The sequence below is a fragment of the Saccharomonospora iraqiensis subsp. paurometabolica YIM 90007 genome (assembly GCF_000231035.2).
GTDB classification, from domain to species: Bacteria; Actinomycetota; Actinomycetes; order Mycobacteriales; family Pseudonocardiaceae; genus Saccharomonospora; species Saccharomonospora paurometabolica.
Window position 1 is genome coordinate 39,447 of record NZ_KI912232.1, and the last position, 21,505, is coordinate 60,951.

Annotated in this window: 20 protein-coding genes; 9 read left to right on the forward strand and 11 right to left on the reverse strand. The window is 70.9% G+C overall.

The genetic code is table 11. The features are described from left to right. Positions 1-803: FAD-dependent oxidoreductase (locus SACPADRAFT_RS26905; protein ID WP_157577137.1), on the reverse strand; the 803-nt coding region annotated here is incomplete at its 3' end. Between the two features lie 206 nt (positions 804-1,009). On the opposite strand from SACPADRAFT_RS26905, the gene SACPADRAFT_RS0210655 reads away from it, so the two are divergent. Continuing rightward, positions 1,010-1,630: a TetR/AcrR family transcriptional regulator gene (locus SACPADRAFT_RS0210655; RefSeq protein WP_007023991.1), complete on the forward strand. Its 621-nt coding sequence runs from the start codon at positions 1,010-1,012 to the stop codon at positions 1,628-1,630. 113 nt (positions 1,631-1,743) lie between these two features. Here SACPADRAFT_RS0210655 and SACPADRAFT_RS0210660 read toward each other — a convergent pair whose 3' ends face one another. After that, on the reverse strand, positions 1,744-2,676 hold the full coding sequence (locus tag SACPADRAFT_RS0210660; RefSeq protein ID WP_007023992.1) for an SDR family NAD(P)-dependent oxidoreductase: 933 nt from the start codon (positions 2,674-2,676) through the stop codon (positions 1,744-1,746). A 189-nt stretch (positions 2,677-2,865) separates the two neighbouring features. Here SACPADRAFT_RS0210660 and SACPADRAFT_RS0210665 point away from each other — a divergent pair, with 189 nt between their 5' ends. The 3 genes from SACPADRAFT_RS0210665 (at position 2,866) to SACPADRAFT_RS0210675 (ending at position 7,616) form a co-directional block, all read left to right on the forward strand. Further along, a complete protein-coding gene (locus tag SACPADRAFT_RS0210665) occupies positions 2,866-5,055 on the forward strand; it encodes an acyl-CoA dehydrogenase (protein ID WP_007023993.1) in 2,190 nt (729 codons plus the stop codon). 109 nt (positions 5,056-5,164) lie between these two features. Then, complete coding sequence (locus SACPADRAFT_RS0210670; protein WP_007023994.1) at positions 5,165-6,784, forward strand: ABC transporter substrate-binding protein; 1,620 nt, start codon at positions 5,165-5,167, stop codon at positions 6,782-6,784. Between the two features lie 169 nt (positions 6,785-6,953). Beyond that, a complete protein-coding gene (locus SACPADRAFT_RS0210675; protein ID WP_007023995.1) occupies positions 6,954-7,616 on the forward strand; it encodes a PaaI family thioesterase in 663 nt (220 codons plus the stop codon). A 321-nt stretch (positions 7,617-7,937) separates the two neighbouring features. On the opposite strand, the gene SACPADRAFT_RS0210680 is transcribed toward SACPADRAFT_RS0210675, so the two are convergent. Beyond that, on the reverse strand, positions 7,938-9,578 hold the full coding sequence (locus SACPADRAFT_RS0210680) for a steroid-24-oyl-CoA synthetase (protein ID WP_007023996.1): 1,641 nt from the start codon (positions 9,576-9,578) through the stop codon (positions 7,938-7,940). A gap of 309 nt (positions 9,579-9,887) precedes the next feature. On the opposite strand from SACPADRAFT_RS0210680, the gene SACPADRAFT_RS0210685 reads away from it, so the two are divergent. After that, positions 9,888-10,649, forward strand: a complete 762-nt coding sequence (locus SACPADRAFT_RS0210685) for an SDR family NAD(P)-dependent oxidoreductase (RefSeq protein ID WP_007023997.1) — start codon at positions 9,888-9,890, stop codon at positions 10,647-10,649. 61 nt (positions 10,650-10,710) lie between these two features. Then, a complete protein-coding gene (locus SACPADRAFT_RS0210690; RefSeq protein ID WP_007023998.1) occupies positions 10,711-11,964 on the forward strand; it encodes an NADH:flavin oxidoreductase in 1,254 nt (417 codons plus the stop codon). 12 nt (positions 11,965-11,976) lie between these two features. Here SACPADRAFT_RS0210690 and SACPADRAFT_RS26910 read toward each other — a convergent pair whose 3' ends face one another. From SACPADRAFT_RS26910 to SACPADRAFT_RS0210730, 8 genes are all read right to left on the reverse strand, one after another. Then, positions 11,977-12,783, reverse strand: a complete 807-nt coding sequence (locus SACPADRAFT_RS26910; protein ID WP_051442435.1) for an HAD family hydrolase — start codon at positions 12,781-12,783, stop codon at positions 11,977-11,979. 10 nt (positions 12,784-12,793) lie between these two features. Beyond that, positions 12,794-13,996: an MFS transporter gene (locus SACPADRAFT_RS26915; protein WP_007024000.1), complete on the reverse strand. Its 1,203-nt coding sequence runs from the start codon at positions 13,994-13,996 to the stop codon at positions 12,794-12,796. Next, on the reverse strand, positions 13,997-14,290 hold the full coding sequence (locus SACPADRAFT_RS0210705; protein ID WP_157577132.1) for a hypothetical protein: 294 nt from the start codon (positions 14,288-14,290) through the stop codon (positions 13,997-13,999). A 107-nt stretch (positions 14,291-14,397) separates the two neighbouring features. After that, positions 14,398-15,084 (reverse strand): HD domain-containing protein, encoded by a 687-nt coding sequence (locus SACPADRAFT_RS26920; RefSeq protein ID WP_007024002.1) that lies wholly within the window; start codon positions 15,082-15,084, stop codon positions 14,398-14,400. Continuing rightward, the gene (locus SACPADRAFT_RS0210715; RefSeq protein ID WP_007024003.1) at positions 15,081-16,247 is read right to left on the reverse strand and encodes an NAD(P)-dependent oxidoreductase; all 1,167 of its coding nucleotides are present in this window, start codon (positions 16,245-16,247) and stop codon (positions 15,081-15,083) included. The genes SACPADRAFT_RS26920 and SACPADRAFT_RS0210715 overlap by 4 nt, the downstream gene beginning before the upstream one ends. A 59-nt stretch (positions 16,248-16,306) precedes the next feature. Next, entirely contained in the window at positions 16,307-16,984 is a 678-nt protein-coding gene (locus SACPADRAFT_RS0210720; protein WP_198048304.1) for an SDR family oxidoreductase, read from the reverse strand. A 10-nt stretch (positions 16,985-16,994) separates the two neighbouring features. Further along, on the reverse strand, positions 16,995-17,747 hold the full coding sequence (locus SACPADRAFT_RS0210725) for a phosphoribosylaminoimidazolesuccinocarboxamide synthase (RefSeq protein ID WP_198048305.1): 753 nt from the start codon (positions 17,745-17,747) through the stop codon (positions 16,995-16,997). 406 nt (positions 17,748-18,153) lie between these two features. Beyond that, a complete protein-coding gene (locus SACPADRAFT_RS0210730) occupies positions 18,154-18,828 on the reverse strand; it encodes a TetR/AcrR family transcriptional regulator (RefSeq protein WP_007024006.1) in 675 nt (224 codons plus the stop codon). Between the two features lie 119 nt (positions 18,829-18,947). Here SACPADRAFT_RS0210730 and SACPADRAFT_RS0210735 point away from each other — a divergent pair, with 119 nt between their 5' ends. The 3 genes from SACPADRAFT_RS0210735 to SACPADRAFT_RS0210745 all read left to right on the forward strand — a co-directional run. After that, a complete protein-coding gene (locus tag SACPADRAFT_RS0210735; RefSeq protein WP_007024007.1) occupies positions 18,948-20,114 on the forward strand; it encodes an acyl-CoA dehydrogenase family protein in 1,167 nt (388 codons plus the stop codon). Further along, positions 20,111-21,187: a bifunctional MaoC family dehydratase N-terminal/OB-fold nucleic acid binding domain-containing protein gene (locus SACPADRAFT_RS0210740; protein ID WP_007024008.1), complete on the forward strand. Its 1,077-nt coding sequence runs from the start codon at positions 20,111-20,113 to the stop codon at positions 21,185-21,187. Before SACPADRAFT_RS0210735 ends, SACPADRAFT_RS0210740 begins: the two co-directional genes overlap by 4 nt. After that, a partial coding sequence (locus tag SACPADRAFT_RS0210745) for an acyl-CoA dehydrogenase family protein (protein ID WP_007024009.1) occupies positions 21,188-21,505 on the forward strand: 318 nt, incomplete at its 3' end. It abuts the gene before it with no gap.

Here is a 21,505-nt window from a genome sequence, read left to right on the forward strand (position 1 = left end):
TCGCCCTCGAACCCGCCCGCCGCCAGCAGCACCCCGGAACGTGCCCCGATCCGCGCGGTGTCCCCGTCCGGCGTCGTGGCACGGACGCCGGTCACGCGGGAACCGGCCCGGTCGGTGGTGAGGCCGGTGACGCGGGTGCCGGTGCGGACGGTGCCGGATCCGGTGCCGGTCACCGCAAGCAGCAGCCGTCCGATCAGCGCGCGCCCGCCGGACAGCGGGCCGTGCCGGTGGCCCTTGCCGCGTCGTTCCCGCTCCACCGGGGGGCGGACCAGCGGCAGCAGGTCGCCCAGCTCCTCCGCGGGCAGGTCCGGCGGGACGATCGAGCGGCCGTGCTCCAACCTGCCCGGGGCGGCGAAGTAGTCGGGGAACGCCTGCCAGGTGAACGCCATCGACGGGGCCCGCTCCAGCGACTCCACCACCTCCGGGGCGGCGGCCAGGAACGCCTCGCGGTGGTCCGCGGACTCGGGGCCCAGCAGGGCCGACAGGTAGGTGCGCGCGGACTCGGTGGAGTCGTCGACCCCCGCGCGCCGCTGCACGTCGGAACCCGGCAGCCAGCAGGCCGCTCCCGAGTACGCCGAGGTGCCCCCGACCACGTCGGCCTTCTCCAGCACCAGCGTGCGCAGCCCGGCGGAGGCCGCCGCGTAGGCACCCGCGAGCGCGCCCGCGCCGGAACCGACCACGACGACGTCGTATTCGTCGTCGTGGTCGCCGCCGTCGTACCACCCGTCGTGGTCCCCGTCGCCGTCGTGTCCGCGGCCGATCCCGCGCGGTCCGTCGCTCCCGTGCGCACCCGTGACCGGCATGGGCACCCTCCTCGTCGTCCGGCGCGTCGTCCGGCCCCCGGGGTTTCGGTGGACCGGTCGGTGGTCTCCCGCGACGGGTCAGACAACCGCAGCCGGCGCCCCCGCCGGTGCTTCGATCCCACTGACCGGTACCGAGTGCTGGGCGGGAAGCGCCGTCCGGTGGGTAAGGTCGACGGCGTCGCCACAGAACCGACAGGGGGTCCTGCGTGCCGCGCATCGCCGAGGCGAGAGCCGCCGCCGAGCCGAGCTCACCCGAGCAGGTGGCCCGGCAGCACCGCATCCTGCGTGCCGCGGCGGCTCTGGCCGCGGAGAAGGGGCCGGAGCGGGTCCAGATGCACGAGGTGGCGCGGGACGCGGGCGTGGCCATCGGCACGCTCTACCGGTACTTCCCCTCGAAGACGCACCTGTTCACCGCCCTGCTGGCCGAGCAGGTCGAGCGGTTCGACGAGAGCCTGGGGGAGCCCTCCGGTGCGGAGGAACCCGAGGAGGCCGTCGCCGGGGTGCTGGCCGCCGCCAGCCGGGAGCTGCTGCGCAGGCCCCTGCTGGCGACCGCGATGCTGCAATCGTTCAACACCGCGAACGCGGCCACGGTCACCGACGTGGCCCGCATCGACCGGACCTTCGACAGCATCATCCTGCGCACCCTGGGCATCGCCGAACCCACCGCGAAGGACCTCTCGCTGATCCGTCTGCTCCAGCAGCTCTGGTACGGCGTGCTGCAGTCGAGCCTCAACGGCCGGATCTCCCTGCCCGACGCCGAAGCCGACATCACGATGGCCTGCCGACTGCTCCTGGCCCCCCGCTCGAACGCCCACCCGCAGCAGTAGTCACCCACCGTGGTGCCGTGAAGGACTCCCTGCCTGCGTGTGGTGCCGTGAAGGACTCCTTGCCTGCATCCGACGCAGCGAAGGAGTCCTTCACGGCACACCCCACGGACGGGTCAGCGGGTCATGTCGAGTTGGGCGACGCTGTAGGCGGCGTAGGTTCGGCCGGGGTCGCGGTCGGCGAAGTACGGGGTGAGTTTGTCGTCCATTTCGGACACCGAGAACACGCCGGAGTCCGCCTCGAACTTGTGCTCCACCGTCGGGGCGGCCATCAGGCCCACCATGTCGCCGTAGACGACGAAGACCTGGCCGTTGATGTCGGCCGCCGCCGGTGCGGCGAGATAGCGGACGAAGGTGCCCACCCGGTCGGGGGAGAGCAGGTCCGGCCCGCCGCCGTCCCCGGCCGTGGCGTCGTCACCGCCGTCGCCCCCGTCGAAGACGTCCGCGGTCATCGCGGTGCGCGCGCGGGGGCAGATCGCGTTGGCGCGCACCCCGTACTTGGCCGCGCCCTGCGCCGTGGCCAGGGTCAGCGCCACGATGCCCGCCTTGGCGGCGGCGTAGTTGGGCTGGCCGGCCGAGCCGAACAGGAACGCCTCCGAGGAGGTGTTGATCATCCGCGCGTACACCGGGCCGTCGGCGGCCTTGCTCGCCTTCCGCCAGTACGCGGTGGCCGACTGCGCGACCGACGCGTGTCCCTTCAGGTGGACCCGCAGCACGTCGTCCCAGTCGGACTCAGTCAGGTTGAACACCATCGCGTCGCGGAGCACACCCGCGTTGTTCACCACGACGTCCAGCGAGCCGAAGGAGTCGACCGCCGCCTGCACGAGCTGATCGCCCAGGGACCACTCGCCCACGTCGCCGACCACCGCGACGGCCTGCCCGCCCGCCGCCTTGATCTCGCCGACGACCTCCTCGGCCGCGGGGCCGACGTCGTTGACGACGACGTTCGCGCCGCCCGCGCCCAGTGCCAGCGCCTCGCTGCGGCCGAGGCCCGCGCCCGCCCCGGTGACGACGGCGGTGCGGCCCGCCAGGCTCCCGTCTGCACCCATGCTCCGTGCGTTCCTTCCTCGACTGCCGTGCCGGTCCCGGTCCGGTGACCGGCCGCGGAGACTAGTACGGGTAGCACCGCCGTCGGCAACGCCGAGACCCACTCAGCGGGACGGCGCACCCGGCAGAACCGGAACACGTTCTAGGGTTCGGCTCGACGACGCCCGACCCGAACGGAGACCGCGAACGCCATGACTCTGGGTCTCACCGAGGAACACACTCAGCTGCGCGACGCCGTCCGCGCGTTCGCGGCCCGGCACGTGACCGCCGAGGTCGTCCGTGCCGCGGTGGACGCGGACACCGACGGCGTCCCGCCCTTCTGGACGGCGCTCGCCGGACAGGAACTGCTCGGCCTGCACCTGCCGGAGGAACACGGCGGATCGGGATTCGGCCTGCTGGAGACCGCCGTGGTGGTCGAGGAGCTCGGCCGTGCGCTGACCCCCGGGCCCGTCGTGCCGACCGTGACGGCCTCGGCGGTCCTGCACCGCGCGGGGCACCACGCGCACCTGCCGGACCTGGCGACGGGGCGCGGTGTCGGTGCGGTGGGGCTCGGTGCGGGCACCCTCGCCCTGCGGTGGGAGGCCGACGGCACGGCCGTGGCCTCCGGGACGCCCGACCCGGTCTCCGGCGGTGCGACCGCCGACGTGTTCGTGCTGCCCGCCCACGACGACGGCGGCACCACGTGGGTGGTGCTGTCCCGGGCCGAGGTGGAGACCACGGAGCTGGTCAGCCACGATCCGACGCGCCGCCTGGCGCGTGTGCACGTGCCGGAGATCCGACTGTCCCCGGACTCGGTGCTGTCCGGGACGGAGGCGGAACTGCCGCGGGAGGTGGCGGCCGTCCTGCTGGCCGCCGAGGCCTCCGGACTCGCCGAGTGGGCCACCACGACCGCCGCCGGCCACGCCGCCACCCGCGAACAGTTCGGCAGGCCGATCGGGCAGTTCCAGGGCGTGAAGCACCGCTGTGCCCGGATGCTGGTGCGCGCCGAGCAGGCCCGGGTGTGCGCCTGGGACGCCGCCCGCGCCCTCGACGCGGACACCGGGGTGGGTGCGGTGTCGGCGGAGACGTCGCTGGCCGCGGCCGTGGCCGGGGCCAGCAGCGTCGAAGCGGCCTTCGCCACCGCCAAGGACTGCATCCAGGTCCTCGGCGGGATCGGGTTCACCTGGGAGCACGACGCCGGACTCGTCCTGCGCCGTGCGCAGAGCTCGCGGCTGCTGCTCGGCCCGACCGCCACGTGGCACCGGACGGTGGCCCGTGCGGCGCTGGCCGGGGTGCGCCGGGGGATGGGCGTCGAGCTGCCGCCGGAGGCGGAGACCGTCCGCTCCCGGATCCGTGCGGAACTGGAACCGGCCCGGGAGCGGGATGCCGAGGGTGCGCGGCGGTACCTCGCCGAACACGGCTACACCGCACCACATCTGCCGGAGCCGTGGGGCAAGGGCGCCGACGGTCTCACCCAGCTCGTCATCGACGAGGAACTGGCGGCGGCGGACCTGTCCCCCGTGGACATGGTGATCGGCAACTGGGTGGTGCCGACGCTGATCGAACACGGCAGTGCGCAGCAGCAGCAGCGTTTCCTGCCGTCCACCCTGCGCGGGGAGACCGTGTGGTGCCAGCTGTTCAGCGAACCCGGTGCGGGCTCCGACCTGGCGGCGCTGCGCACCCGCGCCGAGAAGGTCGAGGGGGGCTGGCGGCTGTCCGGGCAGAAGGTCTGGACCTCGGCCGCCCGCGAGGCGCACTGGGCCATCTGCCTGGCCCGCACCGACCCGTCGGTGCGCAAACACAAGGGGCTGTCCTACTTCCTGGTCGACATGTCCGCACCCGGGATCGAGATCCGCCCGCTGCGCGAGCTCACCGGGGACGCGTTGTTCAACGAGGTCTTCCTGGACGAGGTCTTCGTGCCGGACGACGCACTCGTCGGCGAAGCCGGCGACGGATGGAAACTCGCCCGCACGACCCTGGCGAACGAACGGGTGGCGTTGTCCCGGGGCTCGTCCCTGGGCGACGGCGGCGAGACACTGCTCGAACTGGCCGTCGCCGACGGTACCCCCGACGCCGACCGGTTGGCCGAACTCGGGGCTCTGCTCGCCGACGCCCAGTCCGGAGGGTTGTTCCGCCTGCGCGGGGTGCTCCGGTCGTTGACCGGCGGGCAGCCCGGTGCGGAGTCGAGTGTCGGCAAGTTCCTCGGTGTCGAGCACGCCCAACGGGTCTGGGAGACGGTGATGGACTGGCGCGGCGTGGACGCCCTGGTCGGTCCGAGCTCCCGGGGCGGGAGCGCGTGGATGTTCCTCAACACCCGGTGCCTGTCCATCGCGGGCGGGACCACCGAGATCCAGCTGAACATCATCGGCGAGCGGATCCTCGGACTGCCGCGCGATCCCTGAGTTCCGGTCAGTGGGACCTCCCGGATCGCCGGTGGGGGTCCGGCCTACCGTCCGTCGGCAGTTGTGAAGCAGCGCACAACGACGTCGGTGCTCACGGTAGGGAGAGGACATGCGATCACGACCCGGGCTCGGAACCCGGATCCGCGCGGCGGCGATGGCGGGCACGCTCGTGCTCGCCGGATGCTCCGGCGGCGCCGGTGCCGGCCACGACGGTGGGAACGCGGACCCCGGCACCGGGCGCGTTCCCGACGGGATGGTGGGACAGCAGCCGGAACCGGGTGAGCCGGCTGCCGGCGGCACGCTCACCTTCGCCGCCTACGCCGAACCCGGCAGTCTCGACCCCACGGAGACCATCGCGCACGGGTCGTCCGGCGGGGCCGCGCTCGCGGCCGTCTACGACGTACTCGTGCGCTACGACCACGACGCGGGCGAGTACGTGCCATGGCTGGCCGAATCGCTGGAAAGCGCGGACGAGAGTCGACAGTGGACGGTCGAACTCCCGGACGACGTCGAGTTCAGCGACGGTACCCCGCTCGACGCCGAGGCGGTGGTGGGCAGCGTCGAGTACTATCTCTCCGCAGGCGGATCGGACGCCCCGCTGCTGGAGCGCACCCTCGACTCGATGACGGCCACCGGGGAGACCACGGTCGTGTTCGAGCTGACCGGACCGTGGCCCGGGTTCCCGACCATGCTCGCGCAGGGCGCGGGGATGATCACCGCACCGGCCGCGCGCGATGGCGCGGAGTTCGAACCGATCGGGGCGGGACCGTTCACGCTCGAGAACTACGCTCCCGGTGAGGAACTGGTCCTGGCGGCCAACGAGGACTACCGGCTCGGCAGGCCACCCCTGGACCGGGTGCGGTTCACCTGGTTGCCCGGACCGGAGGCGAAACGCGACGCACTGGAGTCCGGGGCGGTCGACGTCGCCTATCTGCGGGAGCCGAGCCAGGTGCGGCAACAGCTGGACTCCGATGCCACCGGCTTCCTCACCACCCTGTCGGTGGGTAACTCGATCACCATCAACCAGCGGGACGGTCGGCCCGGGGCCGACCGCCGGGTGCGTCGTGCGCTGGCGCTGGCACTGCGGCCGGAGATGGTGTCCCAGCGGGTGTTCGAGGGTGCCGCCGTGCCGTCGAAGCGGTTGTTCCCGGAGACCTCGGAGTGGTACGCGGAGGGCGTCGAGCCGCTCGGCACCGACGTCCAGCGGGCCCGGAAGCTGGTGGAACAGGCGAAGGCCGACGGCTTCGACGGGTCCGTCGAGTTGGTGAACGGGTCCGACCCGTCGGCGCGCGCGGAGTCGATGGCGATCAAGGCGATGCTCGAACAGGTGGGTTTCACCGTCGAGATCTTCGCGGCGCGGTCGATCTCCGAGCAGATCCGGAAAATCTACGCCACGAAGGACTTCGACCTGGCCAGTTCCGCACTGAGCGTCGGTGACGCGGACCCGTACCCGCGGCTGACCGCGGGTCTGCACAGCGAGTCGCCGATCAACGCGGGCGGCTACGCGAACCCGGAGATGGACGAGCTGCTCGGGCGGCTGCAACGGGCCGGGACCGAGCGGGAGTCGCGGGCCGTGCTCGCCGAGATCGAACGGCTCTGGCAGGCCGACGTCCCCATCCTCACGCTGTCCCCGATGCGGACGTTGATCGCGTGGAACCCGGACGTGTACGGCGCCGTGCCGACCGGCGAAGGCATGATGCTGTTCCACGACACCTGGCTCGCCGGCTGAGGTGCTCCCGAGTTGGTGTTCCGTGAGGGGCACATTTCCTGCGTGTGCCGCAGGGAATGTGCCCCTCACGGCGTCCGGTGGGGGGAAAGTGCCCCGCACGGCCCGGACGCGACGTGACACTGTCTACTTTCGGCGGCGGGGCGGGCGGTGCGGCGGTTACCGTTGTGCGATGACGACCAACGCCGATGCGACGTCGTGGGACGGCCACGGGAACACGGTGCCGGAGGGCAGGCTGACGGCCACGGCGGAGAACGAGGGAATCGACGCCGCGGTCGCGGCGGCGCGGCGGGTCATCTCCGCACTGCTGCACGCGGGCGGGAACACCGCGGCCGAGATGGCCGACGTGGCCGACCGGCTCAACGCCGTCGCCGACCATCTCGACGGGCACGCGCCCTCCCGCGAGGACCGCATGGTCGACATGTGGAGCGGCGAGGGCGTCACCCGACACGACCCGGTGACCGGCCCGGAGAACGCGATCGCCCCGCCGCTGACGTTGACCGGCAACCCGGACGGCTCGGTGTCCGGAACCACCACGCTCGGCATGGCGTACCAGGGTCCGCCCGGCTACGCCCACGGCGGCGTGTCGGCGCTGCTGCTGGACCACTCCCTCGGCGTGGCGAACCACTGGGCGGGCACCTCCGGCATGACGGCGCGCCTGACCCTGCACTACCACCGGCCCACGCCGCTGTTCGAGGAGCTGACCGTGCGCGCCCGGTGCACCGCCGTGGACGGCCGCAAGATCCACACCGAGGGCACGATCTCCGCCGGCGACACGACCCACGTCACGGCCGAGGGCCTGTTCATCCGCAAGTTCGTCCCCCTCCCGTCCTGACCCACACCCACCCCGCGAGTCGCCACCCCACACCCGCGAGTCGACGCCCCAGGACCGCGAGTCGCCACTCCAGTTCCGCGAGTTGACGCCCCGGTTCCGCGAGTGGACGCCCCTGGCGTGGCACCGCACGCGGATACGGGCGGCGTGCGCCCGTGCTGGGTCGGCGTGCTTCGGCTCGGCGGGCGGACCCACCCGCCGCGGGTGTCGGTCCGCCGTCCCGGGGTGTCGACTCACGGTCCTGGAGCGTCAACTCGCCGTCCTGCAGTGGCGACTCGCGGTCCTGGGGTGTCGACTCGCCGTCCTGGAGTGGCGACTCGCGGGTCAGAGGGTGATGGTCTTCCGGATGATCTTGCCGGTGGCGTTGCGGGGGAGGGCGGAGGCGGTGAGGCGCCAGTGGCAGGGGACCTTGAAGTGGGCCAGCCGCTGCCGGCAGAACTCGGTCAGCTCCCGCTCGGTGACCGCGGCCCCGTCCCGGGTGACCACCACGGCACCGATCTCCTGGCCCAGATCCGGGTGGTCCACACCGAGCACGACACACTCGGCCACGGCGGGGTGCTCGTCGAGCACGTACTCCACCTCGGTGGGGTAGACGTTCTCCCCGCCCCGCAGGATCAGGTCGGACCGCCTGCTGGCCAACCGGAGCCTGCCCTGCTCGTCGAGCAGGCCGATGTCGCCGGTGTGCAGCCACCGGTCCGGGCCGATCGTCCGCGCGGTCGCCTCCGGATCGTGGAAGTATCCGGCCATGGTGTAGGCGCTGCGGGTGCAGACCTCGCCCTCCTGCCCGGGCGGCAGCACGGCACCCGTCTCGTCGCGGATCTGCACCTCGACACCGATCACCGGCCTGCCGAGGGTGCCCGGTGCCTGTTCCAGATCGGCGGGCGTGGCGACCGAGATCGCGGTCGCCGACTCGGTCAGTCCGTAGCTGTCCACGAGGGAGTTCTTCGCGAACGGCACCGTCTCCCGCAGCCGCTGCTTGAACTCCGGGGACGACGGCGCGGAGGCGAGCGAGAACGCCGTCAGTGACGACAGGTCGTAGGAGGCGAGGTCGCCGTGCTCCATCAGCCGGTGCGCCATCGTCGGCACCGCGCCCCAGTTGGTCACCCGCTCGGACTCGATCAGGCGCAGCACCCGGTCCGCCTCGAACCGGCCCAGGTTCATCACCACGGCGCTGCCGGTGGCCAGCCGGGGTATCGCGAGATTGTGCAGGCTGGCGATGTGGAACAGCGGCATCGCCAGCAGGTAGCGACGGGCGGTCGGGTCGGTGGGGTCGCCGAAGGCGCGCGCCATCGCGTCGTTGAACCGGTGGTACTCGATCACCGAGGTCAGATTGCGGTGGGTGTGCACCACGGCCTTGGCCATGCCCGAGGTCCCACTGGTGAACAGGATGACGGCCGGGTCGTCCTCGGCCACCGTGACGTCGGGCAGGGGCGTGTCCGGGTGTCGGCGGGTGATCTCGGGGAGGTCGTCCTCCACGCTCAGCACGGTGACCCCGGCCTCGCGCAGCGCCGGGGCGCGTTTGTGGTCGGCGACGACCACGGTCGGTGTGGTGAGTCCGAGGGCGTGCTCGGTCTCGCGCGGTGACCACCAGGCGTTGTACCCCACGGCGACCGCCCCGAGGCTCACGGTGGCCCAGAAGGCGATGATCCAGCCGGGCGAGTTGGCGGCCATGATCCCCACCCGGTCGCCCGGGCCGACGCCGTACCCGGTGCGCAGCACCCGGGCCAGCGAGGCCACGGCCGCGCCGTGCTCGGCGAAGGACAGCCGGTCGTGCTCGGTGACGAGGTAGTCGGCATCGCCGTGGCGCAGCGACGCGGACAGCACCTCGCCCAACGAACCGGCCCGGTGCACGAACACCGGCAGGCGGGCGCCGAGGACGTCGTCGACGGCCATCTCGAACTCACCGCCGGGGCCGGTGAGGCGGGAAACGATCTCCTGTGCGGCTTGTGGACCCGATGCGGTCATTGGCTCCCTTTCCTCGCCCGGCCGACGGCGGCGCGGAGCCGGCCGTCGGCGGGCCGATCCGTTGTCGAGGGTAGGCACGTGCGGGCACGGTCGGAATCCCGATGACCGGGATGAACGCCACCCTCGCCGGTGCGGCCCGGCGACACCGGTCGGTTCCCGGTGAGCGGGACGGAACCAGGCGCGGGCGGATGCGGCCCGGCCACGATGAGGCCCGGATGCGCACCGGGGTGCGCCGTGCGGCGCCACGGCCCCCTTCCCCGGCATCCGGGATGCACGGGCCGTCGTGGACAGGGAGCGGACGAGAAGATCATGGGCACACTCGACGGGAAGGTCGCCCTCGTGACGGGCGCCGGACAGGGCGTCGGGCAGGGAATCGCCCTGGCGCTGGCCGCGGAGGGCGCCGCCCTCGCCGTGCTGGGACGCACCGGGGACAAGCTCCGGGCCACCGCCGAGCTGATCCGGCAGCGCGGGGCCGACGCCGAACCGTTCGTCTGCGACGTGGCCGACACCGCCGCCGTGCCCGCACTCGTCGACGGGATCGCCGACCGGTTCGGCGGGATCGACATCCTGGTGAACAACGCCTACTCCGGCGCCTTCGGACCGTTGCTGTCGCTGAGCGGGGACGACTTCCGCACCGGTTTCGAGCACGGTCCGTTCGCGACATTCGCGTTCATGACCGCCTGCCACCCGCACCTGAAGGCGCGCGGCGGCGGCAGCATCGTGAACCTGGTGACCTCGGCGATGGTCCGCTGGGACGCCACCAACTTCGGCGCCTACGCGGCCGCCAAACAGGCCGTACGGTCGCTGACCCGCACGGCGGCCGTCGAGTGGGGGCCGGACGGCATCCGGGTCAACTCCGTCGCCCCGCACGCGCTCTCGCCGAGCCTGCAATGGTGGATCCGGAAGAACCCGGAGGAGGCCGAGGAGTTCCGCAGGACCATCCCCCTGGGCTACATCGGCGACTGCGAGGCCGACGTCGGGACCGCGGTCGCCTGGCTGGCCGGTCCGCAGGCCCGTTACCTCACCGGCGCCACCGTCCCCCTCGACGGCGGTCAGGCGAACTTCGGCTGACCCGGCACGCCCGGAACGCGCACATTCGTCCCGACATCCGCCCCGGCAGGAGAGGAAACCCGTGAGCGACAGCGACAGCACCCCCGGCGGACCCGACGGCCGCGCCGCCGTACCGGACCCGCTCTCCCCTGGCATGCTCGGCCCCGTGACCCTGCGCAACCGCACGATCAAGGCCGCCACCTACGAGGGGCTGGCCTACCGGGGGCGGGTGACCCGTGAGCTGATCGACTTCCACCGGGAGTACGCCCGCGGCGGGGTGGGCATGACCACCGTGGCGTTCTGCGCGGTCTCCCCGGAGGGGCGGACGGACAAGCACCAACTCGTGTGGACCCCCGAGGCCCTGCCGGGGCTGCGGCAGCTGACCGACGCGGTGCACGCCGAAGGGGCGGCCGTCTCGGCGCAGCTCGGGCACGCGGGCCCGGTGGCCAACCCCCGGGACACCAGGGCGCCCGCGTTGGCCCCGTCCCGGCACTTCCACGCCACCAGCGGCAGCCTGACCCGCCCCGCCACCCGCGAGGACCTGACCCGGATCGTGCGGGACTTCGGCAATGCCGGTGCCTCGGCGGTCGAGGCCGGGTTCGACGCGGTCGAGGTCCACCTCGGACACAACTACCTGGCCAGTTCGTTCACCAGCCCGAAGCTGAACCGGCGCACCGACGACTACGGCGGCAGCCTGGCGAACCGCACCCGGCTGGCCCGGGAGGTGACCCGCGCGGTGCGCGACGCCGTCGGCGACCGGGTGGCCGTGCTGGCGAAGGTGAACATGGACGACGGCGCGCCCGGCGGGTTCTGGCTGGACGAGGCGATCCAGCTCGCCCGGTGGCTGGAACAGGACGGCTCGGTGGACGCGCTGGAGATGACGGCGGGCAGTTCGCTGCGCAACCCGATGTACCTGTTCCGGGGCGACGCGCCGTTGGAGGACTTCGCCGCGGTGATGCCGCAGCCGGTGCGGCTCGGTGTGAAGATGGTGGGTGGCAAGTTCCTCAAGTCCTACCCCTACACCGACGCCTATCTGCTGGAGCAGGCCCGGCAGGTGCGTGCCGCCGTCGACCTGCCGATGGTGCTGCTCGGCGGGGTGACGAACAAGGAGGTCATGGACACCGCGATGCGCGAGGGCTTCGGATTCGTGGCGATGGCCCGCGCGCTGCTGCGCGAACCCGACCTGGTCAACCGGCTGCGGGCCGATTCCACGGCCCGCTCGCTGTGCATCCACTGCAACAAGTGCATGCCCTCGATCTACCAGGGCACCCACTGCGTCCTGCGGGACCAGGAAGGACCGCGGGCGCACGGGTGGGGCAGGGCGTCGGTGGTCTGACCGCGGTCATCCTTACGCGTTCCGTCCGTTGCTGTCCGGTGGCCGTCCGGCCAGGCAATCCTCGAGGAAGCGGGCGACACCGTCGTCGTCGTTCGACGTGGTGACGTGCCCGGCCGCGGCGAGTACCGACTCGTGCGCGTTGCCGACCGCGACCGCGCATCCGGCCCAGTTCAGCATGGGGAGGTCGTTCGGCATGTCCCCGAACGCGATGACCTCGTCGGCTCGGTAGCCCAGCCGGTCGGCGACCCGCGTGAGGGCGCTCGCCTTGGTCACACCTGTGGCGGTGACTTCGCAGAACCCTGTCGACGAACAGGTGACCTCGATGCCGCGCAGGCCGAGAGCGCGCAACGGCGCGAGGTGGTCGGTCGCGTCACCCGGAAGTTGAATGAGCAGCTTTCCGACTTCGTGCGTGTCGGGTGCCGTGTCGAGGCGGGAGACCGATCGGGTCGCCGGCAGCGATCCCGGAGCCAGGCGGAACCCGTCCTCCAGAACGAGTTCGGGGTGCGCGTCGTAGCCGAATCGTGCGGTGGGGAATCGTGTGCGGACGAGCGTCAGCACCGACCGCAGCACCGTGCCGGGGATGGTATGGCGCCACAGGTCGACTCCGCGGCGTGGATCGTGCACGAGAGTCCCGTTGCCACAGATCAACACCGTGCTCCGGCTCAGTTCGGGGATACGGCGGACGTCGCGGAGCGGACGAGCGCTGGTAATCACGAGCGGCCAAGAGGAGTCGACAAGACCGTCGAGGACGTCCCGGGTGCGTGCCGAGACCGAACCGTCGGACGCGAGCAACGTCCCGTCCAGATCCACCGCGATCATCCTCGGATGCTCAGCTGGTGACATCATCGGGTTCCTGCGCGGTCAGGGACCGGACTTTCGGCCGCGAGACGGCGAGTACGAGGTATCCGCAGAAGGCGGCCAGAGCGGGGCCGACGAACGCGGTGGCGAGCCCCCAACGGTCCAACACGGCGCCGGAGACGCTCGTCCCGAGTCCGTTACCCATCATGAAGAGGGTGACCAGCCAGGCGAATGCCTCGGTCGACGTCCCCGCCGGGACGTTCTCCCCGATCACCACGAAGGCGCAGGCCAGTGCCGGAGCGAGGAACAGGCCGCTGATCAGCGCCAACGGCAGGATCAATGTCGGAGGAGGGGCGAAGGCGAGTGGTAGATAGCCGACAGCGAGTCCGAACATGAGCAGGTTGAGCCGGGAGTACGCTCGCCCCGGCCAGGAGCGGCTGCCGTACGCCAGGCCACCGATGAGGGCGCCCAGCGCGTTCGCACCGAGGATCAGACCGGACAGACTGGTCGACCGCTCGGCCTCGCTGTAGGCGACCACGACGATGTTCAGCATGCCGAGCGTGGCGCCGACGAAGAGGAATCCGAGCAGGACCGTGCGCAGCGCCCCGGAGCGCAGCGGACCGGCCCAGTCGGCGTGTCGTACCTCGGGCCGCCATCGCCGAACCGGGGGAGCGACGACGAAACCGATCGTGCCGATCAAGGCCACGACGCCCGTCATGACCACCGCACCGGCCGGACCCAGCCCATTGATGAACCCGACGACGAGCAGGGGACCGGCCACGAAGATGACTTCCTGCAGCGCGGCGTCCAGCGCGTAGGCGGCGTTGACGGCCCGCCGCGTCTCCAGGATCGTGGGCCAGAGCGACCGCAGGCATGGCTCCAACGGGGGGGTGAACAGACCTGCCACGACGATGGCGACACCGGCCAACGCCACCTGGTCGGGGGAGGTCATCGAGAGGACGAGGAAGCCGAGCGTTGACGCCGCCACGCTCAGCAGGAGAACTCGGGCCTGGCCGTGGAGGTCGACGAACCGACCGAGTACCGGGCCGCCGACCGCCGCGGCGATGCCGTACAGCGCGCCGAGCACGCCCACGAGAGCGTAGTCGAAGCCCTGGGCACGCAGGAACAGCGCCACCACCAACGGCCCCATTCCGTTGGGTAGCCGGCCGATGATGTTGCTCGTCACCAGGTGCTTGACATGTGGTTGCCGAAGGCATTCGGCGTAGGCCCGCATCTAGAACCCCTCCGAGGTCCTCGCCCTGTCCAGTACGGTCACGCTGCGTATCCCGGCGACGTGGTCCACCACGATCCGGTGCCGCTTCGTCATCAGGGACACCGGTGGGCCGGGGCCCAGCCGCAACCAGAAGCGCGCTGCCTCGAAATCCAGGCAGGCGAAGCGTTCCGCGCTCCGGGGGAGGCGGCGGACGTGCAGCGGCTCCAGCTCACGGAGCAGGGCCGTGGGGAGATCGTGCGCCTCGACATCGCAGATCGTCCCGTCCGCCGCCCGTTCGATGACCGTGGGAACCACGGTACGGATCCGCGGTCCGGCACGGTATCCGTGCGGAAACGCGAACACCACCCGCCCGGGACTCACGGTGACCCTTGTGCGGGGGAAGTCGAGTTCCACCGCCCGCGTCAGCACGGGCCACCGGGAAGATCGCGCAGCGGTGCGACGTCCGAGTCGCCGTACTCGTCGTGGAAGCGCGTCAGGAACTCCATGAGAAAGTGGTGTCGATCATCCGCGATCCTTCGCCCCGTGTCGGTGACGACGTCGCGGTGTAGCCGGACCAGTTTCTCGTAGAAGTGCGCCACGACGGAACTGGTCCGACCCTCCCGATACCGTGTCCGAAGCGCACTGTCCGGGACCCACATCGGTTCTCCCAGCATTCCGCCGTACAGGAAGGCCCGTGCGATACCGATCGCGCCCATCGCGTCGAGGATGTCGGCGTCCCGGACGCAGGCTGCTGTGGTATCACACACGTCGACGCTGTGCCCGGAGAACGTGAACGAGTCGGTCGCGGCCACGGCGGTCAATACCAAGCGCCTGCTGCTGTCCGGCACCTCCGCCCGCGTCAGTGCCCGCCGAATGTCCGGTTCGGCCTCCTCCGGGCGTGCCGGGACACCTGTCCGCCGTTCGAGTAGCCGGTGGTAGTCGTGTACATAGCCCGCGATGGCGGCCGCCTCGGTGTCACCACCCTCCTGTTCGGCGAGTTCCGCGGCGAGCTGAGAGACCCGGTCCAGGTGCCCGAGGTCATGGGCCCGGTCGCCGTCGCGGAAGTCCTCCTCGACGATCCGGCGGACCCGTTCCAGACATGTGGTCATGACCAGCCTCTGTCTCCGTAAATCTGTTTCCAGGTGCGGGCGATTTCCTGTTGAAGACCGGCGTCGAGACGGTGAATCCCCGGGCCGCGATCCTCGAGCCCGAGGTTACGGGTACACAGATACAGTTCGGAGTAGATGAGATCCAACACGTTGCCGAGCACACTCTGTGCGAGGAAGTTGACGGGTCTGCCGTCGTTCAACAGGAAGACCCGGCGATCGGCGGCGATCAGCTCGGCCATGACGTCGTCCTCCTGCTCGACGACGCCTCGCGACCGCATCCCGTCGACATCGAACTCGACCTTCTTCGAGCTGCCGCTGGCGAGTATGGTGCCGTCGCGCACGTAGGCGAGGTCGTCGACGGTGAACGAGCGCGTCCCCGACACGCCGAGCACCACGTCGGCCCAGCCGAGAATCCGGTCCCGGGGCATGGTGAGGTGTCCGTCGACCATCGCGCGAGACGTCTTGATGTCGTCGGTGTCGTAGACGGCCACCTCGGAACCCAGGGCGCGCAACGTGGCCGCGAGCGCCGAACCGATACCGCCGTATCCCAGCACCGCTATCGACGTCTCCCCGACGTGTCGGAAGAACCTGGTCCGGAGCAGGTGGTCCATGGAGTACGCGAGGGATCGTCCGACCTGGCGGTTCTCGAGGTCCTTCAGCGGACTGTCGGCGATCGTGTAGACGGGGTAGCGCAGTGGCTGTCTTTCCTCATACCGCCACTGTCCCTGGTGGGTGTCCTCGACGACGCCCAAGAAGCGGTGGTGTCCGGCGACATCGTCGAGAGTGGTGGCACAGTACCCGCCGACTTCCTGGACGACCACGCTGCGGCCGGTGCGCTCCAGTGCCTCCGCGGAAAGCCGCGCGACCAGTGGGCCGATCTCGCTCAGCGTGGAGGGGGTGTGGACGGGCACCAGACCCGCAAGCGCCTCATGCGCCGAATCCCGCAGTGAGTACGGTACCGCGACCACTGCGTGAACCGACATCGCCGAAGCCAGGGCCCGCACGAAGGGTACGGCGGTGTCGAGCAGGTGCGTCACCAGTACCAGACTCAGTTCGGGGCACGGCCTACGGTGGATCATCGTGTTCAGGACCGGCAGAGGTGGAACGACGCGGACGGGCGAGATGGTCGTCTTCTTATCGAACGCTACCGGCGTCGCGGTCACGAGGCTCTCCGATCGGGGTCGTCGTCACGAACAGGGTGTTGTGCTGCTGACGTCGTGCGTCACACATGTCGCAGTCGATCGAGTCCGGATACCTGTGGCCGCGGTATCCGCGCCGGTCTGAGTTCGACCTCGCCGATGGCGGTGTCCTCCGGCATCTCGGAGAGGAGCGCGGCCACGCACCTCGCCACGGAGTCGGTGCTCATCTTGTCTGGTGAGTCGTCGTCGGCGAAGTTCGCGATCGCTCCGGGAGAGACCAGGGTGCTCCGGACACCGCGGGGTCTTTCCTCCAACAGGAGCGTCTCCACGAACGCCTTGAGTGCCGCTTTCGTGGCGCTGTAGGCCGTACCCCCCTCGAAGTGCCGGCTGCCCGCGTGACTCCCGAGCAGGACCACCAGGCCGTTCGCACGCCGCAATTCGGGCAAAAGCACGCGCACTGTCTGCACCACCGAGGTGAAGTTGATCCGCACCGCGTCGTTGAGCCGGGCAGGGGAAAGGTCTTCGACCTCGCACAATTCCCGGGTCACCGAGGTGCTGACGAAAGCATCCACACGACCGTGTGTCCGGCGGATGTCGTCGGCGACGGCTATCGGACTGTCGTCGTCAGTGAAGTCGCAGAGATGCTCGTGCAACCAGGGTTCCCCACGGAGGGTTCGATTGATCGACACGACGGACCACCCCAGCCCGTGGAGTCTCCGGGCGATGGCGTACCCGGTCGCGCGGTTCGATCCGGTGATCACCGCGACCCGGTCAATCCCTGAGGCCGGCAACGAGTCCCTCCCACGTTTCGATGATCTCGGCGTCGGAGTACCCGTGCCGGAACAGATCCTTGTCCAGCGGCCGCCCCTCGGTCGAACGGAGTCTCATGCAGTCGGGCGAGATCTCCGAGATAATCTCCGGATTCCCGGATTCGTCGATCCCGAAGATCAGACAGAAGTCCCAGAGCTGATGCGGAGCCAACCATTCCGTCAGGGTCGTGTTGACCTTGAGTGCGATCCGGCGCATCTCGTCCACTGGAAGCCCGAGTACGCGCAGGTAGTCGTCGGCGATCGGCTGGTCCTCGGGATCGCAGCGGTAGTCGAATTTCACCACCGGTGCGGGCAGCGATTCGTTCTCGCCGAACAGTCCGGGATACTTGCGTGTGGTCGAGCCGACCGCCCGGTTCTTGACGATGACCTCGAACGGCGGTGTATCCCGGAAGCGGGAAAGGTACGCCGTGGCGTCCAGTCTGCGGATGAATGAACAGGCGACGCCCGATTCGGTCAGTCTCCTGCTCGCGAGTTCGTGGAAGTCCAGCCGGAGCCGCCCGGTCCCGGGAAGTATGTCGTGCCTGTTGAACGTAAAACTCGACAGGCTCTCGACGAGGCGTACCAGACACGTTCGCTCGTCGACCATCCACAATTTCTTGCTCCGCCCCTCGACCGTGGGCGGAGTGTTCGGATCCGGTGGACGGACGTGGCCGCTGCCCGGGTATTCGTCGTACTCCGGATTCGTCGAATTCAAATGGCTACCCCAGTGCACGTTGGCGGCTTCGGAAGCTCCCGTGTCACTCGTATTTTCTACAGCAACTTCGGCAGGACATCAAGGTCGCTCCGAGAATAGCCGTCGATCGACACTCGAGAGCCGGATCGGTCCGCCGCCTCGTGACTTCAGGTGAGTGTGGCACCGTGATCGTTCTGGCTGGTGGGTGGTCTCGCGTCGGCGGCCGGGGCCGGAAAGGTCCGGTCGTGTCACTGTGCGTTCCGACGATTGTCGCCCGCCCGTTCCAGAGAAACGTGAGATCCCAGTTCCCGGTGAGCGGTAGTGTCGTTTCTTCTGGTGAAACCTCACGCACTTCGGGACCAATTCTGCGGGCCGGACGTCGGTGCCGTGGCGGCGGTCACGCCGGGCAGCGGAACCGGCGCTCGACTCAGGTGCCCGCGTCGTCCCCGCGCTCGGTGGCGGGGCCGGTGCCGGAGTTCGTTCCCGGCAGCAACCGGTGCACGGCCTCGTTCAGCACGTCGATGACGTCCTCGGCGTCGCGGCCCGCGGCGACACCGACGATGCCACCGAGGAACGTGGTGGACAGGATGCGTGCGGCCGTGTCGATCTGGGTGTCGTCGTGTCCCCCGGTGTCGCCCGCACGCAGCGTCTGGCCGATCCAGGCGGCGCGTTCGGGGCCGAAGCCGAAGGAGTCGTCCACCCCGGCCAGGCCCGGGTAGCCGGCCACGTAGGCACGGAACAACGCCCGGTACAGCAGTGGCTTCTGCGCGGCCTGCCGCAGCACGCGGCCGAACACGTCGGTCAACCGCTCGGCCGGTCCGCTGCCGGGCGGGATTCGGCTTTCGACGCTCGCGCTGACCCGGTCGCCCAGGGCGAGCAGCGCCTCGATGAGCAGCTGGTCCTTCGAACTGACGTGCTGGTACGCGGTGGCGGCCGAGACCCCCGCGCGGGCGGCGACCTCGCGCACCCCCGCGCCCTCGTACCCGTTCTCGGTGGCGACCTCGATCGCCGCATCGATCAGCTTGTCCCGGGTGGCGGCCTGGGTGGCCGACAGCACGCGCCGCACGACGCGGGTGCCCTCCCCGGCGGTGTCCTTCGGCATGGACCCACCCTATCGGCCCGGGAGTCCGGTGAACGACCATCTGGACAAGTGTCTAAACATGGGTCTAACCTTCCGTCCATCATCAGGTTCACCACCGGATCGTGGTAGGGGAGCGGCACATGCGACTGCGCGAGACCGACGCGCAACGCCGGCTCCGCGCCGAGCTCAGGGAGTACTTCTCGGGATTCCTCCCCGAGGACGTGCGCCGACGGGCGGGCGAGGAGGGCGTGGGCGGCGAGCACTTCCGGACGGTGGTCTCCCGGCTCGGCGCGGACGGCTGGCTCGGCCTCGGCTGGCCCGCCGAGTACGGCGGGCAGGGCCGGTCCCTGGCCGACCAGTTCGTCTTCTTCGACGAGGTGCAGCGGGCCGGGATCCCGTTCCCGTTCGTCACCGTGAACACGGTCGGCCCCACCCTGATGGCCCGGGGCTCGGCCGAGCAGAAGAACCGCTTCCTGCCGGGCATCCTCACCGGCGAGACCGTGTTCGCCATCGGCTACACCGAACCCGGGGCGGGCACCGACCTCGCCTCGCTGACCACCCGCGCGGTGCCGGACGGCGACGACTGGATCGTCGACGGCAGCAAGATCTTCACCAGCGGCGCGAACACCGCGGACTTCGTCTGGCTGGCCTGCCGCACCGACCCGGACGCGGCGAAGCACAAGGGCATCTCGATCCTCATCGTGGACACCCGCGACCCCGGGTTCTCGTGGAGCCCGATCGCCACGGTCGGCGGGATGACCGTGACCGCCACCTACTACAGCGGGGTGCGGGTGCCGAAGGCGAACGTGGTCGGGGAGATCAACGCCGGCTGGGAGCTGATGACCACCCAGCTCAACCACGAACGGGTCGGCCTGGCAGCCCTCGGCGGCCGGATGACGGCCCTGTGGGAGAAGGTGCTGGGTTGGGCGAAGGACACCGGGGCGATCGGTCAACCGTGGGTGCGCCGGGACCTGGCCCGCGCACACGCCCTGCTCGAGGCGATGCAGCTGCTGAACTGGCGGATGGTCGGCTCGGCCGGTGACGGGACGCTGACCGGCGCCGAGGCCGGCGCCACCAAGGTGTACGGGACCGAGACCCACGTCGAGGTGCAGCGGCTGCTGCTCGGCGTGCTCGGCGCGGCGGGCCGGGTACGTCCGGAATCCCCCGGCGCCGTGCTCGCGGGCCAGGTGGAGCAGTTGTCCCGCCAGGGCATCGTGAACACCTTCGGCGGCGGGGTGAACGAGGTGCTGCGGGACATGGTCGCCACCCAGGGGCTGGGACTGCCCCGGTTGGGACGGGGGAAATGAACGACACTCTCGAACAGCGGCTGCAGGAGTTCGTCGGGCGGGAGCTGAGTCCGACCCGGTCCGCGCAGGATCCGGTGAACGTGCCAATGATCCGGCACTGGGTCGAGGCGATGGGCGATGCGAACCCGATCCACCTGGACGACGCGGCCGCCCGGGCGACCGGCCGCCCCGGGGTGGTGGCTCCGCCCGCGATGGCGCAGGCGTGGACCATGCGCGGCTACGCCGCCCACCGTGCCGCACAGGACGGCGCGGACGACACCGGGGACATCGACGGCGACGGGGACACCGACGGCACCGCCCCGACCGTGCTCGACGAGATGTTCGCCCTGCTGGACGAGGCCGGGTTCACCTCCGTGGTGGCCACCGACTCCGACCAGGAGTTCGTCCGCGAACTCGTCCCGGGCGACCACCTGTCGGTGTCCGAGACCCTGGAGTCGGTCTCGCCGGAGAAGACGACCGCGCTGGGCACCGGGCACTTCCTCACCAGCCTGCGCACCTACACCGACCAGCACGGCGACGTGGTGGCGACCCAGCGCTGGCGCATCCTGCGCTTCCGGCCCGCCGGGAAGACCGCCGCTGCGGACTCCTCCGCCTCCGGCGGCACCGGCGGGTCCGGCGAGGAAGGCGAGGAGCGTCCGCTGCGTCCCCGTCCGGCGGTGAACCGGGACAACGCCTTCTTCTTCGACGCCTGCCGGGAGCACCGGCTGGTCATCCAGCGGTGCACCGCCTGCCGCACCCTGCGGCACCCGCCGGGGCCGTGCTGCCCCGACTGCGGTTCGTTCGACTGGGACACGGTGGAGGCCTCCGGCCGCGCCACCGTGTACAGCTACGTCGTCGCGCACCACCCGAGACACCCGGCGTTCGACTACCCGCTGCTCGTCGCGGTGGTCGAACTGGCCGAGGGCACCCGGCTGATCACCAACCTGGTCGGGGTCGGGCCCGACGACGTCGCCATCGACATGCCGGTGGAACTGGAGTGGCTCGACGCCGACGACGAGCTCACCCTGCCGGTCTTCCGGCCGGCCGCGACCGGGGACGCCGCGGGCACCGCGCGCGCCCGTGAGGAGGAGTAGATGGACTTCACCTTCGACGAGGACCTCCGGGCGCTGGCGGGTCTCGCCGACGACATCGTCACCGGGCACGCCACCACCGAACGGGTGGCCGAGGTCGAGGCGGGCGGGACCCGCGTCGACGACCGGCTCTGGCGCGCCCTGGCCGGGGCGAACCTGCTCGGCATCGCCCTGCCCGAACGGTACGGCGGCTCGGGGCTCGGGACGAGCGGGCTGTGCGTGGTGCTGGAGGCGCTGGGCCGTCGCGTCGCGCCGGTGCCGGTGTGGCCGTCGGTGGTGGCGTCGCTGGCCCTGGCCGACGCCGCCGACGCAACCGGCGGC

Coding starts and splice junctions, on each gene's coding strand:
- SACPADRAFT_RS0210660 (WP_007023992.1), bottom strand. CDS start 2,676: ATGGGTGCAGACGGGAGCCTGGCGGGCCGCACCGCCGTCGTCACCGGG.
- SACPADRAFT_RS0210665 (WP_007023993.1), top strand. CDS start 2,866: ATGACTCTGGGTCTCACCGAGGAACACACTCAGCTGCGCGACGCCGTC.
- SACPADRAFT_RS0210670 (WP_007023994.1), top strand. CDS start 5,165: ATGCGATCACGACCCGGGCTCGGAACCCGGATCCGCGCGGCGGCGATG.
- SACPADRAFT_RS0210675 (WP_007023995.1), top strand. CDS start 6,954: ATGACGACCAACGCCGATGCGACGTCGTGGGACGGCCACGGGAACACG.
- SACPADRAFT_RS0210680 (WP_007023996.1), bottom strand. CDS start 9,578: ATGACCGCATCGGGTCCACAAGCCGCACAGGAGATCGTTTCCCGCCTC.
- SACPADRAFT_RS0210685 (WP_007023997.1), top strand. CDS start 9,888: ATGGGCACACTCGACGGGAAGGTCGCCCTCGTGACGGGCGCCGGACAG.
- SACPADRAFT_RS26910 (WP_051442435.1), bottom strand. CDS start 12,783: ATGATCGCGGTGGATCTGGACGGGACGTTGCTCGCGTCCGACGGTTCG.
- SACPADRAFT_RS26915 (WP_007024000.1), bottom strand. CDS start 13,996: ATGCGGGCCTACGCCGAATGCCTTCGGCAACCACATGTCAAGCACCTG.
- SACPADRAFT_RS26920 (WP_007024002.1), bottom strand. CDS start 15,084: ATGACCACATGTCTGGAACGGGTCCGCCGGATCGTCGAGGAGGACTTC.
- SACPADRAFT_RS0210730 (WP_007024006.1), bottom strand. CDS start 18,828: ATGCCGAAGGACACCGCCGGGGAGGGCACCCGCGTCGTGCGGCGCGTG.
- SACPADRAFT_RS0210735 (WP_007024007.1), top strand. CDS start 18,948: ATGCGACTGCGCGAGACCGACGCGCAACGCCGGCTCCGCGCCGAGCTC.
- SACPADRAFT_RS0210740 (WP_007024008.1), top strand. CDS start 20,111: ATGAACGACACTCTCGAACAGCGGCTGCAGGAGTTCGTCGGGCGGGAG.